This window comes from Pedobacter gandavensis (assembly GCF_032678465.1).
GTDB lineage: Bacteria > Bacteroidota > Bacteroidia > Sphingobacteriales > Sphingobacteriaceae > Pedobacter > Pedobacter gandavensis_B.
This window is the reverse complement of the sequence record NZ_JAVTSK010000003.1, coordinates 470,471-492,705: the sequence shown is the minus strand read 5'-3', so window position 1 is coordinate 492,705 and position 22,235 is coordinate 470,471. Positions and strand designations below refer to the sequence as shown.

Genomic DNA, 22,235 nt, shown 5'->3' with positions numbered 1-22,235 from the left:
GTCAATGGACAATAAACGGATTTAAAATGACTATTAGTGGAAACTACTCCCAGCCTGTTGGCTTAAAATTGTTAATCGAGAGAAACGAATAATTCCGATTGGGTTAACCATACGCCATTAATTTTACGCCACATCGCTGAGTAATTACCTCTAAAAGGCTCAGTTTTATAATTCCAGGTGCCGGTTTCCCAGGCTAGAATACCACTATCGCCAATTACGATACTGGAAGGAATACGTTCGAACAATGGTGGTTTCTTAGCAAACATCTCTTTCCATGTTTTCAATAATTTCGCTTTCCCTGAATACTGCCCTCCTTCTCCGGAAATCACAATGATATCATCCATCCAATATTTGGCTACACCTGCAACATCCTGGTTAGAAATGGACATATTTGAATCCATTCTGGAAAGTCGGATGGCCTCTTCTTCTTGTCTTTTAAAAAATGATACTGAACTCATAAAAAATTAGCTTCGTCTTGTTTGTTGATCCGCTAAGATGGTGAAAATATTAATTTTTCACCCTATTTTGCTCAGCTTCTGCACCTGTATTCTTATGTTTTCTTAATCCGGAAAGTGTTTTTCCAAAACGATAGCTATAACTGAGGACCACATTTCTGGAATCGGAACGGTTACGCCAGCCTGCTTCCGTATTTCTGAGGTTATTGATCCTTCCATTGACAATCCTGGTATAAAAAAGGTCATTACCATTTATTTTTATCGTAGAAGCTGGCGAGAGTTTCTTTTGAATCCCTGCATTAAATCCATACATCCGGCCAATAACGAACTGCGCATCGGTAATTTTGGTCCGGTAAAATCCGCTAAACTCTGAAGTCCAGCTTTCAGACAACTTAAATTGAAAACTATTATTGGTGGAGAAGAAAGTCCCTTTAGTATGTAAAGCACCACTATAAAAATCCTCACTCTTGGCATCTAAATTGGTTAATTCACCATAAAACTGCCAGTTTAATCATGGAAATAAATCCAATCCGGAATTTACACTCAAACTTTTCACTATTTTCCTTCCAATATTTCCGGGTCTGCTGTAATAGATTCCGTCCCGGATCTCAATGGTTTCATTGACCTCGTCCTTCGTATCACTATAGCTCAAAGTGGTGGTAATTTTATTCTTAAAAGTATGCGACAGCTCAATGCTATTGGTAAATGATGGATTTAGGAAAGGATTTCCTTCGTAATAAGTAAACTTGTCGAGGGGAGAAATAAATGGATTTAAGTCCTGGAAATAAGGACGGTCTATTCTCCTGCCATAATTTAACCCGATCTGGTTATTGCCTAAGGTATCCAGCTTGTAAGATATATAGGCCGTAGGAAACAGACTCGTATAGTTTCTATTGAAAGCTGAATCCGGTTTCAAAGGATTCCCCAGCTGATGACCATCAGAATTCGTGTTTTCTGCACGTAATCCAAATTGTATAGACCATTTTCCAGTTTCCCTGCTCAAATTCAAATATCCGGAATTGATGTTCTCTTTATAAATGAAATGGTTACTCTTTTGATAATCCGGACGTGTGACGTTCGCAATTGTGTAGCTATATTCAGCCACATTATCGGTCCTGGTATAACTGGATTTTAAACCAGCCTCCAATTTCCACTTGTCTTTAAAAGGCTTGGTATAATCTGCTTTAAGGGAATAAATTTTAATATTTGCGGGTAATTCTCCAAGGAGGATATCTTCAGATTTTAAACTTTGATCAGGTAAAAAAGAAGAATTAAAGATCCGCTGACGGTTATTTGTTTTGTAGACCAGATAATCCGCATCCAGGGCAATTTGCTGACCAGATTTATCAAAATCATGGCGATAGTTCAGGTTGAGTCCTAAATTTTTAAAACTTTGTTTTTCTTTACTGAGCGCTTTCACCACAGAATCCAGTTCCCGACCTGAATTTAAAAGCTGACTGACATTATCTGTAGTTTGCTGACCAGCTCTATCCATTCCGGTCAGGACCAGGCCCCAGGTACTTTTCTCAGACTGGTAATAGTCCATTCCAATTTTCCCGGTAAACGCATTCCCCTTTCTACGTATATAACTGTTTTGCTCAAAAAATGACTGCGTACTGCCATCATCATTTTTATATCGGCGAAACAAGTCGAGGTCAGTAAAGTAATTCTGGTAATTGTAATTCAGGTTGCTAAAGAAGTTCAGTTTATTCTTCCTGAAGTTGATATTGAAGCTGTTATTAGTCCTGGGCAACTCTCCCTGGGTATAGCCCAGATTTAATCCCCCATTCCAACCCGCCTGATTCGTTTTACGTGTTTTGATATTGATCACACCACCTTTTCCTGCGGCATCGTATTTTGCCGGAGGATTGGTCATCAACTCAATCTGATCCAATGCAGAAGAAGGCAAAGACCTCAGGTAATTCTCCAGATCAGCTCCCGATAAATAGCTGGGTTTACCATCAATAAAAATGGTAACGCTTTGTTTTCCCTTCAGACTGATCAGCCCGTTCTGATCCACGAGTACGCCCGGAGATTTCTCCAATACATCCATTGCGGTAGTTCCGGAATTGGCGATCAAGGCATCTACATTGACCACCGTTCGGTCAATTTTACGTTCAATAAATGCTTTTTTACCTACAACAGCCACCTCTTTGAGCTCTTTTGTTCCTGGTTGGAGTATCAATCCTGGCAGCTGAATCTTCATCTCCGATCCTTTCAGGATAAGCAGGGCAGTCTGTAAATTCTCATAACCCATCGCAGAAATTCTCAATTGATAACTTCCCTCAGTCAAAAGGTCAAAAGAAAAACTTCCATCCTCTCCTGTAAAAGTGCTTTTCAAAAGACTACTATCGCTGGCCAGGATCAGGGCTACGGTGGCCAGGTCAAAAGCCTCTCCTGAGCCCTTCAATACCTTTCCTGAAATCTGTCCTGCGCCCTGTAGTTTCTTGGAAACCGGGGCCGGTTTAATGGAACCCTGGATTTGACCAAAGGCTAAAATTTGGGCTGTACTCAGCCAGGCGACCAAAAATGCCGCAATCAATACTTTCATTTAATTAAGAATTAATTTGAAAAAAGCGCTTTACATAGCGTAAAAACAGATCAAATGAACATTTACATTAATGATTTGACTCAAATTCCTGCTTATAGGAAATGATCCAATCAGGACTTTTGATGTACTTATTAGCATATCTTTTTCGGATTTCCTCCGGAAGTTCTTCTCCTTTCAAAAGAAACTGATCTTTATTCATTTCAAAAGAAAGTGTTTCATATCGCCCCACTAAATGATCTTTGATCAAATCATCCAAAATACGGTCATGAGTTTTCTCGTTATAACGTTTAGCGCTATCATCATCCGAAACAAATCCCCTGGTAATCGTTGATTTTTCGTGTTTAGACTCAGCCCTGTCTATGACCGTCTTTGTCTTTGCAGGTTCAATAATTTTCTTTCCGGCATCTATCAATACCTTTTGGGTGGCAACAGCCATCCTTTCAAGAACTGAATGCTTCTTTACAGTTGATGAGCTTTCCTGCTCAGTTTTAGAAATTTTCTTATTTATCGGCCTGGCGACAATGGTATTTGGTGATTGCTGATTATTTTCCTGAATTGCGGAAGGAACAGGACGTTGGACTGCAGATGAAAAGGCCATACTTAAGCTCAGCACCGCAACAAGAGCCACCGCCATCAGGCGTTGTTCCATTTTACTTAAGGTAGGCCGGTCATTGGAGACCATTCTTTTTACCCGTTTTACCAGTTGGTTAGGATGTTCAGCTATGCCCATTGCATATTCTGGCTTATTCATTTGAAACTCTTCAAAAGAAACCAGGGCCCTGATGTACCCAGCCTTGTTATTTGTATTCAGGACCGCCAGGTCATCACAGCAACTTTCCCTTTCTTCCCTGATCAATCCACTGATCCAGGTCACAGCCGGATTAAAGAAAAACAGCAATTCCATAACACTTTGGAGGATGTTGACCAGGTAATCCCTTCTCTTCACATGTGCGAGTTCATGACAAATGATCGCCTCGACCTCTTCTTTTGAAAGGTTATTGAGTAAACCGATCGGAATCAGGATCAAGGGCTTAAAATAGCCCACTACCATTGGTACATTCACCAGGCCAGATTGTACGATCTTTACCAGCTTAGGGATACCAAATTGAAGCGAAAGTTCCTGAACTTTATGGTCCCAGTATTGTCCGGCCGCAGTAATTTTAGTGTTTCGGATTCTCTTAATGCTGTACAATCCCGTCAACAACTGAATGCTCTTTGCAGAGATCACCAGAAGCCATATCAACACAATTGTAGTGGCATAAGAATTAAAGAAAGACCATATTTTCTGCATCCAGATCCAGGGCTGCTGCACTGTAGCGATCGCCTCATTTTCTCCGCCATTTAAACCTGGTAAAATAAAGGATGGCCAGCGTCCATGAGTTAAAGTAGCGGTGTTATGGCCATTATTTCCAGCGGCATTCCATGTCGCCTCCATTCGCCATTCATAGATAAAGCTGGCAAAAATAGCTACTGAGAATAATACCAGACAAGAAATCAATAAATTGTAACGTAATCTGGCGCTGGATTTACTCGTGAAAATCAGCACAGCTGCAGTGAGGAGGGCAAGAACTAATCCTTGCCAAAGTGAGTGTAATAAAGTTTTAAAAATGATGTTTTCCATTCCTGTGGTTCTTTAAGGATTTACCATTTATTTGAAAGATATACGATACTTTTTAAACGTTTTTTTCCAATTGATTCAACATGGATTTGATCGCCTCCAGATCTTCTTTTGAGGTTTTCTTATTTCCCATCAGCTGCATCATCAACCGACCGGCTGAGCCATTGTACATGGTGTCTATAAACTTGTCTAATAGAAAGTCTTTGGTGGTCTGTTCTTTTTCCATCACATGATAAATATGTTTCATCTGACTTTCATCGCGGCTAAGGATCCCCTTTTCTGCCATGATCTGCATTAACTTCAAAGTAGAAGTGTAATTGACCTCCCTAAATTCATTTAATTTATCATTGACCAGACGAACGGTAGATGGACCTTGCTCCCATAATACCTGCAGGATCTCTAATTCTGCTTTTGTTGGTTCTATTAGCTTCGGGTTTTTAGATTGAATCTCTTCCATAATCTAAAGGTAGGAAACTTTTCGTACGAAACAAGACTTAGGATGATTATTTTTAAAAACTACATGGATTAAAACACTAAAAACCAATGCAATAAAATGAAAAAAGGGCATTAAACTATAGTTTAATGCCCTTTTCCTTCAATTACCATCAGCTGAATACAACTTATATATAATGTATTTTTTTTAAAATTAAATTTTAGCCTTGTTTCTACGACTTAATATGGCCTGATATGCAGCATCCCAAAGTCGGATTCTCTTTCTTAGCGACTCCATACTCATTTCTTCAGCTGCCAACCAATGCGCTTCATTTGTACCACAAAGTTCAGCCGTCATTTCCAATGCCAGATGGCTATGGTGATCTCCATCTACTTCTATATGGCGATCAAGATAGTATTTAAATAAAGAAAGCTGATCCGGAAACTTCTGATTTAAATCGTTGACCATCGTTAGAAACATATTTGGAATCAGATCTTCCCTGCCAAAAGTAAAAGTACTGGCTTGCACATGCGCCTGGTTTTCATGAATTACCTGGAATGTAAAGTCAACAAATTCTCTGGCTTCGGCCGGTGTACCTGCCAACTCATAGGCTGCATCCATAGTTTCAGCTGATTTTAAAGCATCCAGAAACCTTCCGATGGCACTGGTATCTGCTCCACATTGCGCCATTGCGTCCAGATACATCTCAAAATGACTTTTCTTATCCCCTAGTGCATCCAGGTCCGATTCTTCGCCGGCTACAATTTCATTAATTAAAGCGCGGGTATTTCCGGAACCTACCGGGAACCATGGAATACTTGTACAGGTAAGGTTAATTTGCAAGGCTTTCAACAAAGACATAAAGTCCCAGACTGCATAAATATGGTATTCCATAAAGATCCTTAAATCTTCCAGGTCATTGATCAGTCCATACACTTTATGTTGAATGATCTCCTGTCTTAAGGGTTCAATATTGGCCTGAATTTTTTCTAGTGTTGTATTAATTTTGTTTTCCATGGTCGTAAAAAATGCAAATGTATACATTCAGCACGATGGAATATCCTTAGCCGGCAAAAATCATAAAAAATGACACTAGCCTAATTTCAATACGAAATACCGGCCTATTTTGATTCTACTTCCCTGCAGTGATCACGATGATGTCCCTTTTAACTTCCATACCTATATTATTGGTCACAAGCTCTTTCTCTTCCCATACTTTCAGTACTTCAAAACCCACATCTTCCAACAGGTCTTTCACCATTTGTGTATCGTAAAGTTTGAAATCCCATTTGGTAAAAGGCAATTGCTCCATAAAGCTTTTGTCGGCAAAACCAATACAAAAATACCCTCCTGGTTTTAGTGCATTATAAATTTCTTCCAGATAAGCTTTTGGTTTTTTCCAGAAATACAGGGTATTTACAGTGAATATCTTATGAAAACTCTGAGCTGGGAAGTTGACATGAATGCCATCAGACAAAGAAAAATTAGCCTGACCGGTGTTCACCAGTTCCTGGTTAATCCGGATGGCCTCCTCAATCATGGTTTCTGAGATATCGATGCCAGTAAATTGCAGGCCTTTTGCCTGTTCCATGAGCAATTGAAGATGACTGGCATTACCTGGACCTATTTCCAAGACCTGTTGCTGCTTAGCAAGCTTCATGGCATCTATCGTCCGCCTAATCATGTTCTCATTAGAAACTGCCATACGTTCTGCAGTTTTCTTGCCCTCTTCTCCTTTTGGCGAACTCAATTGACTGCCTACTGCTTTCAAATCATCTTCTTTCCATTTTTTATCCATAGTTGAGCTATTTTAAATCTCTGGGCTCAAATTAACCTGATCCGTTAAAATGAATTCTCCACAAGATATAAAACAAGCCTCTAATTTTCTATTGAAAATGAGAATTCCGGGAATCTGGAATGAAAGAAAATATTTTTCTGTGCGAAATAGCGTGAAAACCGAAAGTATTGCGATATTGCGAGCCTTTTTAGCTATAACTATGATGATGTTTTTCCTGGTGGCAATCAATGCATTGATTTTCCTTTTTCTATCCTGTTTACATATCTATTGGGCCTTTGGTGGCAGTTGGGCATTGGAAAATGCGCTTCCAGTATGTAGTAGTGGTGAAAAAGCCTTACAACCAGGTAAAGCAGGAACACTAATTGTGGCGCTTGGACTGGCCATTTTTGCCTTCATTACCGTAGCCAACACCGGATTGATCGGTAGCTTTATTCCCATGAATTATATTCATGTGGCCACCTATTTCATTGCCGGCATCTTTTCTTTACGTGCCATCGGTGATTTCAAATATATCGGAATGATGAAAAGTGTGAAGGGAACAGGATTCGCAAAAGAAGATACCAGAACTTATATTCCTTTATGTCTTTTGATTTCGCTTTTTAGTTTATCCATCCCATTGATGTCTTGCGGTCAGTAACAGGCAGCGGCGATCAGTTTGATACCACGTTCCATCTCTTCTGCTTCTAAAGAAGCATAACCCAGTCGCAATGCATTTAAGGGCTGTTCATCAAAAGAAAACCTTTCTGTAGAAATCACTTGCACCCCGGTCTTCAGCAGCTGTTCGGCAAGTTGAACCGTATTTACCGCTTTCTTAAATACCAGCCAAAAGGCCAAGCCTCCTTCCGGAACTTCGTAATCTGCAAGCCCCTTCATATGGGTTTCCAGAAGTCTGGTCATGATCGCTCTTCTCTCTCTATATATGCCCAGTGCCCGTCTGGCGTGCTTATTGACCAGCCCTTCTTCCATTAATTCCGCCACAGCATTTTCCATTACCGGATCTCCCTGTCGATCAATCGTCATTCTTAAGGCCACCAAAGAATCAATAAAAGACTCCGGCCCAGCCACATAACCCACTCTAACCGCTGGCGCGATCAGTTTACTTAGAGAACTGACATAAATCACATTATGTGCATTCTGGTAACTTGCCAATGGCTGCAATGTCCTTGAACCAAAATGATAATCATGATCGTAATCATCTTCCACAATTGCAAAACCATATTGATTAGAAAGGCGCAACAATTCCAGGCGGCGATCTGCCTTCATACTTCTGGTAGTCGGAAATTGATGATGCGGAGTCACATATACCGCTTTAATGCTTTGTAATTTACATAACTTTTCCAATTCCTTTACATCAATACCTTGTTCATCCAGTTTAACCGGGAGCATCCTTGCACCTGCACGTTTAAACACATCAAATGCAGGTCTGTACCCAGGATTTTCAATAGCTACAAAATCCCCCGGTTTCACTAACACCTGAGCAGTTAAATAAAGTGCCATTTGACTTCCTCTGGTAATACAAATCTGGTTGAGATTAAAATTCAGGGCCCGATCCATGCTCAACATCAATAAAACAGCAGTACGAAGTCGTTCTTCTCCCCGCTCATTGGCATAGCCCAGCATCCTCCATCTTGCTTTCTGCTGGAAAATCCTTTTATAAGCTCTGGCTAACTCATCCAGTGGAGCCAACTTAACATCGGGCAAACCGTCATTAAACACGATTAAAGGCATATCTGTAGGGATATTGATTGGAACTCCTTCATTAAAAGCAGTAAAAGAGAAGTTTTTTAAAGCAGACATGCTATCCTCGTTGATCTGCTTACGCCTTTGTTTTTGTTTGGGTAATTTCTCAGAGACAAAGGTTCCTTTTTTATAAAAAGCTTCCAGCCAACCCTCTGCAATCAATTGCTCATAAGCCAGGACTACCGTCTTTCTATTTACACCTAAATCCTCAGCCAGGATTCTGCTTCCTGGCAAAGACATTCCCGGCTTTAGCCTGCCTTTGATAATTTCTGCAATCAATTGATCCGCAATCTGCTGAAAAACAGACTTCTCTGTACCGAATTCGAGGTTTAATATGGTTTTCCAAGGTCTTAACATCTGGACCATTACTTTAAGTGTAAACTGGATGATTTTAGTCGGCCAAAAATACACAAATTTTGTCTTGTCGAAAGGCCAACTGCCCAAAAGACTTTATCATTAAATCGTGTTTAAAATTAAATCACAAGACCATGAGTACAACAGAAAAAAACACAGCACTATCATCTAAAGATTTTCATCAAACTTTTGCCCGTCCTAATTACAGGCGTCCGGAAAAGTTCATTCATCAGAATGTAGAACAGGCAGGCGTTCATGATCAGTTTTCATTAGAAAGAAAACATCCGGTATTTTTTGTCGACTTACCTACCAGAAATGTAAGTATGACAATTGGCGGCCTTTTACCTGGTCAGCTGACGAACAGGCACCGCCACACTTATGAAACCGTATTGTATGTCATCGAGGGCGAAGGTTATACCGAAATCGAGGACGAAAAAGTAGAGTGGCAGGCAGGCGATGCCGTTTACATTCCGGTCTGGGCATGGCATAGGCATCAAAACAAGAGCGATAAGCAGCCGGCAAAATACATTGCCTGCGAAAATGCACCTCAATTACAGCATTTAGGCGTAGCCCTTCGGGAAGAAGAAGGCAGAGATGAATCGTTTACTCCTCAAAACCTATAAAACATGAGCAAATCCATATTTAAAGGCATTATTGCCTATCCCATTACCCCATTTAACGATCAGGAACAAATAGACATTCCCCTATTCAAAAGGCTATTGGAGCGGATGGTTGTTGCAGGTACGCATGCCATTGCTCCATTGGGAAGTACAGGGGTGATGCCCTACCTCAGTGATGAAGAAAAAGAAGCCCTTACAGAAGCTGCGATCCAACAGGTTTCCGGGAGGGTACCTGTCCTGACAGGCGTATCTAATCTTACCACGGAGCGTACCATTTACCATGCTAAATTTGCAGAAAAAGCAGGTTCAGACGCAGTGATGATCTTACCTATGAGCTATTGGAAGCTCAATGAAAAAGAGATTTTCGCGCATTATGAAGCTGTGGCAAAAGCCATCTCCATTCCGATTATGGCTTATAATAACCCCGCTACAGGAGGAGTAGACATGTCGCCAGCCCTATTGAAAAAACTCATGGAGATTCCAAACGTCACTATGATTAAGGAGAGTTCAGGGGACCTGCAACGGATGCATACCTTACGCAAAGATTTGGGGGATGAAATTGATTTTTTTAACGGCTCCAATCCATTAGCATTGGCTGCATTTGCTGCAGGTGCCACTGGATGGTGTACTGCGGCGAGTAACCTGATCCCGGATCTTAATGTTGCCTTGTATGAAGCCATCATCAGGAACGACTTAAAGACTGCGCAGTCCTTGTTTTACAAACAGCTGGATCTTTTGAAATTCCTTTTGGAAAAAGGCTTGCCAAGGTCTATTAAAGCCGGACTAGAGCTTTTAGGAGAAGATGCTGGACAGCTAAGAGGTCCATTATTGCCATTGGCTCAGGAAGAGACCAGCGCCTTAAAGATTTTACTCCAGGAATGTATTTAATTTAGAAAATCAGGGCTTATTTTTTTCTCTTTCACGAACATGATCTGCAAGATCGTAGCCGGTAGCAGTTGTCCCTTTTTCGTCCATAAACAGTAAAACAATGAGTGAAATGATCGGGATTAGAAAAGAGATGAAAAACCAAAACCAGAAGCTTCTGCCCATGCTATAAGCGAGGACTCCGGCAACCGTCTGAGGGATTAGCAAGACACAAATCAGGAGGATTTCTGGCATATGATGAATGCGATGAACTTTAACAATTCATCGCATTCAAATATAAACAAATTAGTGTTTTCGACAAAGAAACAGCCTTTATCAATCCGTTTTAAGGCATTGAATCGGGTTTACTGTGGCCGCCTTAACCGCTTGAATGGCCACTGTTAACCAGGCGATGAATAAGGCCAGCAATCCGGCAGCAACAAAATACCAGACTTGTAATTCGATCCGGTAAGCAAAAGTATTCAACCAATACCTGGTCATGATGTAACTCATCGGTAAAGCAATCAGAATAGCGGCAATTACAGGTTTGGTGAAATCTTTGGATAAGATCATGATAATACTGGCTTCAGAAGCACCCAAAACCTTCCTTATACCAATCTCTTTCAGCCTTCTTTCGGCCGTAAAAGTAGCCAGTCCGAATAGACCCAGACAGGAAATGATCACCGCCAGGGCGGAGAAATACCTGGACAGTACTGCTACTCTGTTTTCCGCGACATATTGTTCCTGGAAATCCTGATCCAGAAAGCGATAAGTCAATACATAACCTGGATTAAACTCTTTATAGAACTCCTGAATTCCGGCCAGGGTTTCCCGCTCCAACCCGGCTTTCATCTTAATCATTACTCTTGTTAAATCCTTGCTGGCATATTTGAAAAACATTGGTTTGACGGCTTCGTGCATAGATTCATAGTTAAAATCCCTGATCACCCCCACAATCTGAAAATCTTCTCCCCATATTCCAAATGTTTTACCAATCGGATCTTTGATTTTCATCACTTTTATAGCCGCTTCATTCACTAAAACTTTGGAACTATCGGCGCCATATTTATCTGAAAAACTTCTCCCGGCAGCCATTTGCATTCCTAAAGTTTCCACCATATCTGCGCTTATTTTTCCTTTTTGGAACTTTATGATCTCTTTGGGATCCATCCCCTCCCATTTAAAGCTCCCTGTAGTAGCGCTCAGGTCCCCTAAAAAATTTCGATCCATCCCCCCGGCGCTAATCACCCCTGGTATTTTTCTGACCTCTTTAAGGAAAGTCCCGATATTCCCCTGAAGCTTCCCTTCAGTTTCAAAATACATGACATTGTCCTTTTTATATCCTGGACTCTGGGTCTGAACGTATTCAATTTGTTTATAGATCACAAACACCGACACAATCAGGATCACAGAGAGCGTAAACTGAAACACGACCAGCCCTTTTCTGGTCCACAATTCGGCCATGGTTTTTCCCAATTTCCCTTTTAATGCGGCCGCAGGATTAAATCCCGACAAATATAATGCGGGATAACTGCCCGAAAAAAGACCGGTAAATAAAGCGATGGCCAATAATACGATGACCATGTTTAAATCAAAATGAAGCATTAATTCCTTTCCTGTAATGTCGTTAAACTGCGGAAGAAAGAGTTCTACACCCAGTAGAGCCAGGAACAATGACAGTAAGGTTAACAGCATTGATTCCGACATATACTGAAGAATCAATGATTTACGACTCGCGCCCATAACCTTTTTAATTCCCACTTCCTTCATTCTTCTGGAAGCCTTTGCTGTAGATAAATTCATAAAATTGATACAGGCGATCACCAGAATGAAAATCGCAATCAATGAAAACAATTTCACGTAATCGATCCTTCCACCCCTAACCAGGCCGTTTTCATATTTTCCATAGAGGTAAGCATCCGCGGCAGGTCTGATGAACAACCTACGATAAACATGGCCCTTCTTTTCCATGAAATCTTCAATTTTAGCACTAAACTGTGCAGGATCAGTTCCTTTCTTCAATTGCAAAAAAGTATTTGGTCCCAGATTACCCCATTTCAAATAAGTGGAATCACCAAAAAGTACATCCAAGGGAAGTAGAAAATCAAATTTCTCTGAAGAGTTAGCCGGTACGTCCTTAAAAACTCCGGAAATGAGCGCATGGTGTTCGCCATTCATTTCAGAATTACTCCAAACCATCTCCTTTCCCAAAACATCGGTACTACTGAAAAGCTTTTTTGCCAATCCTTCAGAAATGGCGATATTGTTTTTACCAGTGAGTGCCTGATCGATCTTACCAGCAAGCAATGGATAAGAAAAAAGTTTGAAAAAGTCTTTTCCTGCAAATTTACCCGCAGCTTTTATTCCTGGGTTGTTTCCCATGTTCACCTTACTCTCTGCTAACCAAAAAGCAGGAGAAGTGGTTACTGCCAGCTCAACTTCTGGCATATCCTTCTTTAAAGCTTCGGCAAGCAGACCGGAAGTTGCGTCTCTTGTATTGATTCCTGAGGAAGTTTTTTCATTTTCCATTACCTGATAAAGCTGATCAGTGTGGGCATGAAATTTATCCATGTGAACTTCATCCATTACCCATAGGTAAATCAATAAGGCACAACAAAGTCCCGCGGTAAGTCCGAGTAGATTAATTAAAAACGAACTTTTATATCTTTTGAAATTGCGATAAATGAGTAACAGGTGATGTTGAAACATAAGGCGATGTATTTTTATACGCCATAGCCAATCTACATGCCATATCCTGTAATGGAGCTTTTGGAACTAAAATGCGCTATTTCAATTTAGTACCTGTCCATAAGCGGACAGCCGACTGTTCATAACTGAACAGTCGGCTGTGATTTTCATTGTGCGACTGACAATCGTTTAGTTCTTGAAATCAGTAACCATGCAAATATGGCTCCTGTTAAGGCCATCACCGTTCCTACCCAAACCGGGGAGGTATAATCATAACCCGCAGCTAGTGGTAAACCGCCTAAAAAAGCACCTAGCGCATTACCGATGTTGAAGCTGGCCTGGCTCACGGAAGCTGCAATCATTTCTGATCCTTTGGCTGTATTGATCATCAACATTTGTATTGGGGCAGCTACCGCAAAAGCAATTGCACCCGTCAGAAAGGTCATCACCAGTGACATCGTCTGGTTATAAGACACATAATGAACGATAAATAAGGAAATCGCCATGGCAATCAAAAGAGAAACCGAAGCTTTAGCAGGAGAAAATCGGTCGGCCAGTTTACCACCGATAAAATTACCAACCAACATACCTAAACCGGCAAGTACCAGGATATAAGTGATCGAATCCGCTGCAAAACCAGATACATCAGTCAATAATGGCGCAATGTAACTATACCAGGAGAATAATCCACCAGTACCTATGGCAATCATTAAAATGATCAACCAGGCTTCTGGTAATTTGAAAAAGGTCAGCTCTTTTTTCAAATCCCTGTTTTTAGTTGCCGGAAGGTTAGGCATCCATAATTTTAAGGTTAGAAGGGTAATCAAACCTACGATCACAATGATGACGAAGGTATACCTCCAGGAATAATGGTGACCGATGTAAGTACCCAGAGGCACTCCTATTACGTTTGCAATCGTTAAACCTGCAAACATGAGGGAAACGGCCTGTGCTTCTTTTCCTTTTCCGGCGATTTTACTTGCGACTACCGATCCGACACCAAAGAAAGCGCCATGGGGCAATCCTGCCAGAAAACGTGCAGCAAGCATCATGGTATAATCCGGAGAAAAGGCAGATAAAGCATTAAAAGCGGTAAACATGAGCATTAATGCAATGAGAATTTTTTTTGGAGGGTAGCTCCCAGCAATTGCTACCAATAATGGTGCACCCACCACAACCCCTAAGGCATAAGCAGAAATCAGATGCCCTGCTTGTGGAATGCTAATGGCTAAATCTTTGGCAATATCTGGCAAAAGGCCCATCATTACAAATTCAGTAATGCCAATTCCTAGTCCCCCAAGGGTTAAAGTAAGTAAGCTTTTCTTCATATACGACATAAGTTAGTGTAATAAATACACATTGCAAAATTAACTAAATCATTTGCTTTATACCGTCTTCATTCTGTCAAATAGCCCCTGGTTAATTTGTTTTTTTTCAAACACTTTGGAACAACACTTGTTCCTATACCACACAGGTTATCATCCAATTAGATGAAACCACAAAACCTATTCTCATGAAATATAATAATTATCGCAAGGCACTTTCTTCGTTAACCGCTCACAAAACTGATTCGACAATACCTGTAGTAGCACTGTTAGCCGGACTGGCAATTGGTGCAGTAATAGGTGTTTTGTTTGCACCAGAAAAAGGGGCAGACATCCGATCAAAAATATCTGACAAAGCGAAAGATCTTTCAGACACTGCAAAAGACAAATTACACCTGGTAAAAAGCAAAGTACTATCAGAAGCTGATGATTTGGCTGAGCTTAAGGATGAAGCACTGAACAAAGCAAAAAGCAAATCAAAAGAGGCCTTAAATGCTGCTGGTGATATCGTAGACCAATTAAAGTCTAAAGCAAAAGGCCTGGAATCCGATGCAAAATCAACAGCAGAAAGAGTGCTGAATAGTTAATTTACACCTCCCCCTTTATTTCAATTTTCATCAAAAGCCTATTCCTTACCTGGTAAGCGAATGGGCTTTTGGATTTGAGGCAATTCGCTGATTAGTCTGGTTCCTGATTGAGCATTTTCTGGTGGTTGAAAAACATTCTTGTAATCGGGATCAGCATCAATCCGCATAAGGCAAAAATAATAAAGGAAACCCTTAGGTTAAAGGCATGGGCCAGATAACCAATCAATGGCGGACCTAAAAGCATGCCTGTGATCGAATAAGTGGCAATAATAGAAATGGCCATCCCGGGAGAGTATTTTTTTGAAGCCCCTGCCAATGCATAGGACATCGGAATAATCGATGCAGTTCCAAAACCGACCAAAGAAAAACCAATCATTGCGAGCCAGAAAACCGGAAAGATAATCGCCAGACTAATTCCTGAAACGATAAATGCCGCACTCATGATATAGGTTTTGGGCATGCCTATTTTACCAATAATGATATCTGATAAAAATCTGGAGGCCGCCATAAAGGTCATAAAAATCAGGTAGCCATAAGTGAATATCTCCACTTTAATCACTTCCTGGAAATAAATTCCACTCCAATCAAACATCCCCCCTTCGCAGATGGCACAGAGGAAAACCACAACGCCCAGGTAAAATATGTAGGGGTCTGGCTTGCTTAAAATCAGTTTATTCCCGGTTTTAGCACGATCTCCATTTAAAAGGAACTGATAAGAATAGAGGGTAATTCCTAGCATGGCAACCGCAACCATCGTAAAATGGAGCTGGATGGATACATTGATCGCCAATAGAAATGTAGAGAGTGCAATGCCCGCTATTCCTCCGATACTCCAGTATCCATGAAAAGAACCTATAATTTTTTTATCAAATTGCTTTTGAAGCGTCAGCGCCTGGGTGTTTACAGAAATATTAAAGATCCTGGTGGTAAAAGCAAAAAGGATGACTGCGCCTACCAGACTATAAATATTGTGTGCGAAGCCTATTAAGGCCAAAGAAAAGGCATTTAAAGCATATCCACCAGCCAATGGCACCTTGCTGTTAAACCTGGAAATCAACCAGCCGGAAATGGGTAAACCGAGTAATGATCCTATGGGCAAAGCCAATAAAACACTGCCCAACTCCGCCTCGTTCAGATCAAAGGCCATCTTTATCGTTGGAATTCTAGATGCCCAAGTGGCGAAACTAAAGCCCGACATGAAAAAGAAAAGACTCAAAAAGAAACGATGTTTTTGCTTAGAAATCATTAGATGGTAGAATTACATTACAAAAGTAAGCAATCATTCTGGACGAATTGAGTGATTTTCAGGACTTCATAAAGATTTCAACCGGTCTTAGCTAGAATTATTCTAAATAAGTTGTTTTATAAGTGTAAAAAGTACACTTTTGCAGCGGGGATTAGAATCAGTCTAAATTGAAATTACTTTATACAACACTGCTATTAATGGCTTCAACAGCCATTTTTGCACAAAAAAAATCTGTCATTACCGGAAAAGTACTGGACGAATTGCAAAAACCAATTGATTTTGCAAACGTCAGATTAGTAGAAACCAACCAATATACCGTAACTAAAAAAGACGGAACTTTTACGATTCTGGTCTCCGAGGTAAATGATCAACTGATCAATCTGGAGTTCAGTTATATTGGTTATAAGAAACAGAACAAAGCAGTTTTGATCAATAAAGATAAAATTGACTTAGGGGTCATCACCCTGAAAATACTGGATCTGAGTTTAAAGGAAATCTCTATTAGTGCAAAAAGTAACGGGGAAGGCTCTTCTAACTCTTCCCTGATCATTGACCGGGACATGATTGAACAAATTCCGGCATTGAGTTTAAACGATTTGCTGAACCTGATTCCAAATCGAAAAATCAGTCCGCCTTCCTTACAAAATGTACAAAACCTTACCCTAAGAGGCACTTATGCAGACCGTACCAGGGGAAAAGATCCGTTTGCATTAAATAATTCTTTTGGGGTAGCCATCATAATCGATGGACAAGCCATCAGCAATAATGCCAACATGCAAAGCTATAACCCCGGACTAACAGGTATGTCCGGATCTAATATTTTAAGTCCATCTTCCTGGGGATTAAGCGGAGGTAGAAATACTTCTTACTCTGGCGACTATGCTTTCGGAGGTATTGACCTTCGTCAGATTCCAGCAGATAACATTGAAAGTATAGAAGTGATTGCGGGTGTCCCTTCTGCAAAATATGGCGATCTTTCTGATGGTGCGGTCATCGTAGAGCGACAGGCTGGTTCCGGCCCTGCCTATCTCCGCATGCAACTCAGAGACAATGCCACTTCTTACAGCTTTTCCAAAGGCATGAAACTGGGACAGGATCTAGGCACTATAAACCTGGGTGTAAATTACGTCAATTCTTTCTCCGACAACAGGGAGAAGCTGAAAGCCTACCAAAGGATCAATACCAATACCATGTGGACCAACTCTTTTGGCCGGGAAAAACAATTCAAAAACACTTTCAGTTTTGATTATGGCAGAAACCTGGATGGCATTAAACTGGATCCAGATGATCCGGCAGCCACCAAGACCCGATTTGACAGCTGGAATTTGGGTATTGGCAACCGAACTAGCTATCGTTTAAATGGCGATTTTCTTAAAAATATTGTCTTAAATGTAAAATACTCAGAAGGACATCAGCAAACCTACAGAGAAGAACTTAAAAATGTGGCTTATGTTATCTACTCGGATGCTACTCAGACAGGGATTACAGAAGGTCATTTTGATTCTGGTATTTATGACGCCCTTTCATTGGTAGATGGCCGTCCGGTAAATCTTTCTACAAGATTAGATTTCAATGCTGAGTTTAACACTGGTAAAACTATTCATTATCTTTCTTTTGGAACAAGCTATAATTACAGTAAGAATAAGGGATTAGGTCGCATGTCCGATCCTTCCAGACCACGTTCAGGCACCTCCATAAACCCAACCTCAGGAACTTCTCTTTACAAATCTACTGGTTCTGAAAGGTATTATGATTTCAAACTCGCTTTGGCACAACAGGATCTCGGTTTTTATGCAGAAGACCTGTTCAAACTGAAAATTGCGAATAGGAACCTGAATGTACGTACTGGTTTTAGACTGGATTTCCAGAATGGCTTTGCCTCAGTCGCTCCAAGAACAAACATCAATTATGAGGTAAGTAATAACTTAAGACTGGGTGTAGCCTACGGTATCGGATTTAAAGCACCTGGTTTAGCACAACGTTATCCGGGGCCTACCTTTATGGAAGTTCCACTCCTGATCAGCTACAATGGAAATGTTAAAGAAAGTATTTATTTGCTGTACCTGGATCGTTATGAGCCAACTCATAAAAACCTAAAATCATCTCAAAACCAGACCCTGGAATTTACCTCGCAATTAAAACTGAATCAGTTTAAACTATCGATGTCGGCTTTCCATAAAATCGCTACCAATGGTATTAACACTGTAGAACAACTGAAGGTAGTATCCTTACCGGAATATACGGCGACCTATGTCCCCGGACAACAACCTACTGTGACAACGGTTGGGATGAAAAAACAATTATTATCGTACTATTCATTTGAAAACAGCTTAAATTCCAATAGCTCCGGACTTGAATTCATGTTGAGTACTCCGGCGATCAAGGCCATCTCTACCTCATTTAACCTAAGCACAGGAATTTTCAGAACAAAAACTAAAGACCAGTCGAACGTCCAGTACAATGATGTCGCAAACACCAATACCAATCCAAACTATGGCCGTATTGGTATTTACAGACGCAATACACCCATTACCTATCAAAGCAACGCCCGCATTTCTGCCACTACACATATTCCTAAAATCAGCCTTATTGCTGAATTTACGGCAGAGTTTGCCTTACTTCAAAAAACCATTGTTCCGGCCAATGCGGGTATCCCCCTTGCCTATTTAAACAATGGACTTGAATACCATACCATTAGTGATTTCAATCCAAAGGATCCTTTATATGGTCATTTGCTTGTTCCAAAAAATGCCTATGAAGAAGGAAACATCCCGCGTATTCTCCCTAATTACCACCTCAGCATTGGTAAAGAAATAAAAAAGAGATTCAAATTTTCCTTCAATGTGTACAATGTATTCAATTATCAACCTACTTACATGACTTCAGGTGGAACTCTGGTATATCCTAACCCCAGTCCAACTTTCGGTACAGAATTATCATTAAAACTCTAACATATATACTCATGAAAAAACTATTACTTGGCCTATGCTTTGCAACCAGTCTGCTGGCTTGTAAAAAAGACAAAACCCCTGGAACACAACCTACAGATCTGGAAATAAAACTCGCATTTGAGCTTGGCTCAGCATACACTTTACCTCTTGAAAAAATCAAGGTTAAAATTACCAATACCCAGACTGCAGCAAGTCAGGAGTTATTGACGGACGCTTCAGGAGCTGTGGCTTTCAAATCAGTTTCTGCCGGGATCTACGACATTGATGCAATCTTAACAATTTCTGCAGAGGAGTATACCCGAATTACTGGAATCCCAACAGAAAATCCCGTGACGTTTAATGCTTCTGAAAAAGGAACGCAGATTAATGCCACACTTACTGGAGGACTGGAATTAAAGCTCATTGCCGGTACTCCCGGAGAATGGTTGATCAAACAAATTTATTATGCAGGCTCGAACACCACCAATGGAGCAGTATTTAGAGATCAGTTCCTTGAATTCCACAACAATACTGATCATGTGATGTATGCTGACAGCCTTTATTTTTCACAGATTTATGGTAGAGTATCCAGTATTTCTCCAAATATGAACTACACTTCTACCGGACAGATGGATTGGAGCAAATCACCTAACATGGATCAAAGTATCAATGCGAACAAGGATTATGTTTATGCAAAAACCCTATATATGATTCCAGGTAATGGAAAGCAATATCCGGTTCAACCTGGAAAAAGCATTGTGGTTGCACAAACGGCATTAAATCACAAAGCACCTTTCACCGGAAACGATGGCAAAGTGGTTACAGTAAGGGACCCGGAATTAACCATCGACCTAAGCGGCGCGGATTTCGAGGTGTTTTTAGGAGATGTCATTGGAAAACCTTTTTCATCGGACATCAACAATCCTCAGGTTCCGAATGTGGAAGTTCTGTCTTATTCAGGTAATGACATGATTTTAGACGCAAACGGAAAAGACAGCTATGTAATTTTTAAAGTTGATGGCAGCCAAAGAGTGAAAGAATGGCCACAATACAATGAACCGTCGAAGATTGCGCCATCACCAACATCAAAAAAATATTACCAGATTCCGGTAAAATATCTGATTGATGGTGTTGAAATCCAGCCGCATATTCCAGATAGCCGTTTTCCAAAAAAACTGAGTCCTAATATTGACGCTGGATTTACCTTCAATCCAAAAGGAAATTACACTTCACAGTCGGTCATCAGAAAAACGGCAAAATCTATAAATGGCCGGATTGTATTAAAAGACACCAACAACTCTACTGAAGATTTTGACTATTTGGATAAAGCCCAGCCTAGAGGCTTCAAATAGACTGCGCTGATCATTCAAAGCTTCGTCACAAATAACGGTTATGAATCGGGTAAAACCCGCTCATAACCGTTTAACATTCCATTTCTCTGATGAAAAAAATATACTTTATTGTACTGTTCCTGCAACTTTGCCTGGTGTTAGTTGCTGATGCGCAAAAGACAGATTCCATCACCAGCCGGCAATCCAGGAATTTTGCCATTGATTCAGCTGCGTATAGCTATTACAATTTTGCAAAAAATAAGAGTTTCTTCACGGCCACTATGCCTGATGGCTTTAACACCTTAAGCATAGGACATCAATTGACAAAAGGCAGGTTTATGCCTTATCAGGAAAGTACCAAAACAAATGACACCTATTTTGCTACGGAAGGTAAAACTACGCTATCAGGTGTTTCCTTATGGGGTGCTCTGAGCTACCATAAAGTACGGGAGGATAGTACCAGTTGGGCACATCAAACCAGAAACAATACCACTGCTCCAATGTATTTTGGTTCTGCCAGAAACGTTAATTACGAACGATCTGTCTATCAGTTTAATGCGATGGCGCAGCGCAATATGATCGGAAACAACCTTCCTTTTTCGCTAGGATTAGATTACCGGATCGGCGATCACTATTCGACAAATGACCCCAGGGCAAAACTAAATGACTATCAATTCAATATGCAGGCAAGTATAGGCTATCGCATCACTAATGGCCTAAAACTGGGAATGGCTGGAAGGTATGGTTACGGTCAGGAAGGAACAGATGTTGCTTACAAGAATCCACTCCATGCGGGCAACATGAGTACACCTGAATATGTGACCCATATCATCAATGGTTATGGTGACCCAAAACCTATTGAAAACAATCGGGTTTTTCGCAATGAGCAAAGTAGAAAGGGAATTGATCTATACCTCAGCTATGAAAAATCTGATTTTGGAACATTGGCAATGTCAGCCTCCTATCTTATGGAAAGCCAAAAATTCATCAATAAATTCCCCGATGCAAAAAATGGAGAATTCTACAATGATTATGATCTGAACACTTATCAGTTTAACCTGATCTGGAAAAAGAAACTGGAAAAATATTTACTATCGGTCCTGATCAACTACGACAATCTGGGAGGCAAGGATTTCAATTATGTAGCTCAGGCCAACAATTACCTTTACAGCCGGGAGCAGTGGGGATTAAAGGCCATCCTGAGTAAACCAGGAACAACAAGCTTCAATTATATATTGGAATTGAAGAAGGACGGAGAAGAACGTCAGGATGGGATAAGGGGAAATCTGGTTTCCTATAACGCTATAAAACCTGGACTGGGAATTGGTTTCAACCAACTGCTTCCAGGAAATCAGAGCTTCGGATTGAATTTGAGGGCTGTATATTCTAAAAATCTGAATGCTCAGTTTATTGTACCCATTATTTCTGAAGGCCCTTTTACAAGAACAGTGATATACCACGATTATGTGTACAATACTGCAGATTATTTAAGTGGCTCCTTGCAGGCGGACTATAATTTCCCTAGCTACAGACAGATTCAAACAGGGATTAAGCTAGGTCTTACCTATAATGAAGCCTTAAAGTATAAAAGTCTGGACAGAACCCTAATTGCAAGTCCGGGTAAGCAACGTTTTGCAACAAATGTATCCCTGAACTTCTATTTTTAAAGCCGCTCATTATTTTTTTTTGCGGTGT

The 22,235-nt window shown here is 40.6% G+C and carries 17 protein-coding genes and 1 pseudogene; 7 read left to right on the top strand and 11 right to left on the bottom strand.

Annotation, left to right across the window (positions count from 1 at the left end; all coding sequences use genetic code 11):
• Positions 1 to 71: 71 nt before the first annotated feature.
• The 6 genes and pseudogenes from R2Q94_RS08205 to R2Q94_RS08180 all read right to left on the bottom strand — a co-directional run bounded on the left by R2Q94_RS08205 (position 72) and on the right by R2Q94_RS08180 (position 6,855).
• On the bottom strand, positions 72 to 458 hold the full coding sequence (locus R2Q94_RS08205; protein WP_316820964.1) for a nuclear transport factor 2 family protein: 387 nt from the start codon (positions 456 to 458) through the stop codon (positions 72 to 74).
• A 49-nt stretch (positions 459 to 507) separates the two neighbouring features.
• Positions 508 to 3,006 (bottom strand): annotated as a pseudogene (locus R2Q94_RS08200) (outer membrane beta-barrel protein).
• Positions 3,007 to 3,073: 67 nt separating this feature from the next.
• Positions 3,074 to 4,627, bottom strand: a complete 1,554-nt coding sequence (locus R2Q94_RS08195; protein WP_316820963.1) for a M56 family metallopeptidase — start codon at positions 4,625 to 4,627, stop codon at positions 3,074 to 3,076.
• Positions 4,628 to 4,679: 52 nt separating this feature from the next.
• Positions 4,680 to 5,081 (bottom strand): BlaI/MecI/CopY family transcriptional regulator, encoded by a 402-nt coding sequence (locus R2Q94_RS08190; RefSeq protein ID WP_316820962.1) that lies wholly within the window; start codon positions 5,079 to 5,081, stop codon positions 4,680 to 4,682.
• A gap of 189 nt (positions 5,082 to 5,270) precedes the next feature.
• Positions 5,271 to 6,074, bottom strand: a complete 804-nt coding sequence (locus R2Q94_RS08185) for a DUF3050 domain-containing protein (RefSeq protein WP_316820961.1) — start codon at positions 6,072 to 6,074, stop codon at positions 5,271 to 5,273.
• A gap of 115 nt (positions 6,075 to 6,189) precedes the next feature.
• Complete coding sequence (locus tag R2Q94_RS08180) at positions 6,190 to 6,855, bottom strand: class I SAM-dependent methyltransferase (protein ID WP_316820960.1); 666 nt, start codon at positions 6,853 to 6,855, stop codon at positions 6,190 to 6,192.
• A gap of 49 nt (positions 6,856 to 6,904) precedes the next feature.
• On the opposite strand from R2Q94_RS08180, the gene R2Q94_RS08175 reads away from it, so the two are divergent.
• The gene (locus tag R2Q94_RS08175; RefSeq protein WP_316820959.1) at positions 6,905 to 7,492 is read left to right on the top strand and encodes a DUF3995 domain-containing protein; all 588 of its coding nucleotides are present in this window, start codon (positions 6,905 to 6,907) and stop codon (positions 7,490 to 7,492) included.
• Here R2Q94_RS08175 and R2Q94_RS08170 read toward each other — a convergent pair.
• Complete coding sequence (locus tag R2Q94_RS08170) at positions 7,486 to 8,952, bottom strand: PLP-dependent aminotransferase family protein (protein ID WP_316820958.1); 1,467 nt, start codon at positions 8,950 to 8,952, stop codon at positions 7,486 to 7,488. The two genes, R2Q94_RS08175 and R2Q94_RS08170, sit on opposite strands and share 7 nt — an antisense overlap.
• 131 nt (positions 8,953 to 9,083) lie before the next feature.
• Between R2Q94_RS08170 and R2Q94_RS08165 the strand changes: the two genes are divergently transcribed.
• Entirely contained in the window at positions 9,084 to 9,572 is a 489-nt protein-coding gene (locus R2Q94_RS08165; protein WP_316820957.1) for a cupin domain-containing protein, read from the top strand.
• Between the two features lie 3 nt (positions 9,573 to 9,575).
• Positions 9,576 to 10,457 carry a dihydrodipicolinate synthase family protein gene (locus R2Q94_RS08160; protein ID WP_316820956.1) on the top strand — a complete coding sequence of 294 codons (882 nt, stop codon included), beginning with the start codon at positions 9,576 to 9,578 and terminating at the stop codon, positions 10,455 to 10,457.
• A gap of 9 nt (positions 10,458 to 10,466) precedes the next feature.
• Here R2Q94_RS08160 and R2Q94_RS08155 read toward each other — a convergent pair whose 3' ends face one another.
• The 3 genes from R2Q94_RS08155 to R2Q94_RS08145 form a co-directional block, all read right to left on the bottom strand.
• Positions 10,467 to 10,688 carry a hypothetical protein gene (locus R2Q94_RS08155; RefSeq protein WP_316820955.1) on the bottom strand — a complete coding sequence of 74 codons (222 nt, stop codon included), beginning with the start codon at positions 10,686 to 10,688 and terminating at the stop codon, positions 10,467 to 10,469.
• 81 nt (positions 10,689 to 10,769) lie between these two features.
• Entirely contained in the window at positions 10,770 to 13,142 is a 2,373-nt protein-coding gene (locus R2Q94_RS08150) for an ABC transporter permease (protein ID WP_316820954.1), read from the bottom strand.
• Positions 13,143 to 13,288: 146 nt separating this feature from the next.
• On the bottom strand, positions 13,289 to 14,449 hold the full coding sequence (locus R2Q94_RS08145; protein WP_316820953.1) for an MFS transporter: 1,161 nt from the start codon (positions 14,447 to 14,449) through the stop codon (positions 13,289 to 13,291).
• 185 nt (positions 14,450 to 14,634) lie between these two features.
• On the opposite strand from R2Q94_RS08145, the gene R2Q94_RS08140 reads away from it, so the two are divergent.
• Entirely contained in the window at positions 14,635 to 15,033 is a 399-nt protein-coding gene (locus R2Q94_RS08140) for a YtxH domain-containing protein (RefSeq protein WP_316820952.1), read from the top strand.
• Positions 15,034 to 15,124: 91 nt separating this feature from the next.
• On the opposite strand, the gene R2Q94_RS08135 is transcribed toward R2Q94_RS08140, so the two are convergent.
• Positions 15,125 to 16,279, bottom strand: coding sequence for an MFS transporter (locus R2Q94_RS08135; RefSeq protein ID WP_316820951.1), 1,155 nt, complete (start codon positions 16,277 to 16,279; stop codon positions 15,125 to 15,127).
• 197 nt (positions 16,280 to 16,476) lie between these two features.
• Between R2Q94_RS08135 and R2Q94_RS08130 the strand changes: the two genes are divergently transcribed.
• From R2Q94_RS08130 to R2Q94_RS08120, 3 genes are all read left to right on the top strand, one after another.
• Entirely contained in the window at positions 16,477 to 19,230 is a 2,754-nt protein-coding gene (locus R2Q94_RS08130) for a TonB-dependent receptor (RefSeq protein WP_316820950.1), read from the top strand.
• A gap of 11 nt (positions 19,231 to 19,241) precedes the next feature.
• Positions 19,242 to 20,561, top strand: coding sequence for a DUF4876 domain-containing protein (locus R2Q94_RS08125; RefSeq protein WP_316820949.1), 1,320 nt, complete (start codon positions 19,242 to 19,244; stop codon positions 20,559 to 20,561).
• An 89-nt stretch (positions 20,562 to 20,650) separates the two neighbouring features.
• A complete protein-coding gene (locus R2Q94_RS08120) occupies positions 20,651 to 22,207 on the top strand; it encodes a DUF6850 family outer membrane beta-barrel protein (RefSeq protein ID WP_316820948.1) in 1,557 nt (518 codons plus the stop codon).
• Positions 22,208 to 22,235 lie beyond the last annotated feature (28 nt).

Excerpts from the sequence above, each read along its gene's own strand:
- R2Q94_RS08205 (WP_316820964.1), bottom strand. The coding sequence starts at position 458 with ATGAGTTCAGTATCATTTTTTAAAAGACAAGAAGAAGAGGCCATCCGA.
- R2Q94_RS08195 (WP_316820963.1), bottom strand. The coding sequence starts at position 4,627 with ATGGAAAACATCATTTTTAAAACTTTATTACACTCACTTTGGCAAGGA.
- R2Q94_RS08190 (WP_316820962.1), bottom strand. The coding sequence starts at position 5,081 with ATGGAAGAGATTCAATCTAAAAACCCGAAGCTAATAGAACCAACAAAA.
- R2Q94_RS08185 (WP_316820961.1), bottom strand. The coding sequence starts at position 6,074 with ATGGAAAACAAAATTAATACAACACTAGAAAAAATTCAGGCCAATATT.
- R2Q94_RS08180 (WP_316820960.1), bottom strand. The coding sequence starts at position 6,855 with ATGGATAAAAAATGGAAAGAAGATGATTTGAAAGCAGTAGGCAGTCAA.
- R2Q94_RS08175 (WP_316820959.1), top strand. The coding sequence starts at position 6,905 with ATGAATTCTCCACAAGATATAAAACAAGCCTCTAATTTTCTATTGAAA.
- R2Q94_RS08170 (WP_316820958.1), bottom strand. The coding sequence starts at position 8,952 with ATGTTAAGACCTTGGAAAACCATATTAAACCTCGAATTCGGTACAGAG.
- R2Q94_RS08165 (WP_316820957.1), top strand. The coding sequence starts at position 9,084 with ATGAGTACAACAGAAAAAAACACAGCACTATCATCTAAAGATTTTCAT.
- R2Q94_RS08160 (WP_316820956.1), top strand. The coding sequence starts at position 9,576 with ATGAGCAAATCCATATTTAAAGGCATTATTGCCTATCCCATTACCCCA.
- R2Q94_RS08155 (WP_316820955.1), bottom strand. The coding sequence starts at position 10,688 with ATGCCAGAAATCCTCCTGATTTGTGTCTTGCTAATCCCTCAGACGGTT.
- R2Q94_RS08150 (WP_316820954.1), bottom strand. The coding sequence starts at position 13,142 with ATGTTTCAACATCACCTGTTACTCATTTATCGCAATTTCAAAAGATAT.
- R2Q94_RS08145 (WP_316820953.1), bottom strand. The coding sequence starts at position 14,449 with ATGAAGAAAAGCTTACTTACTTTAACCCTTGGGGGACTAGGAATTGGC.
- R2Q94_RS08140 (WP_316820952.1), top strand. The coding sequence starts at position 14,635 with ATGAAATATAATAATTATCGCAAGGCACTTTCTTCGTTAACCGCTCAC.
- R2Q94_RS08135 (WP_316820951.1), bottom strand. The coding sequence starts at position 16,279 with ATGATTTCTAAGCAAAAACATCGTTTCTTTTTGAGTCTTTTCTTTTTC.
- R2Q94_RS08130 (WP_316820950.1), top strand. The coding sequence starts at position 16,477 with ATGGCTTCAACAGCCATTTTTGCACAAAAAAAATCTGTCATTACCGGA.
- R2Q94_RS08125 (WP_316820949.1), top strand. The coding sequence starts at position 19,242 with ATGAAAAAACTATTACTTGGCCTATGCTTTGCAACCAGTCTGCTGGCT.
- R2Q94_RS08120 (WP_316820948.1), top strand. The coding sequence starts at position 20,651 with ATGAAAAAAATATACTTTATTGTACTGTTCCTGCAACTTTGCCTGGTG.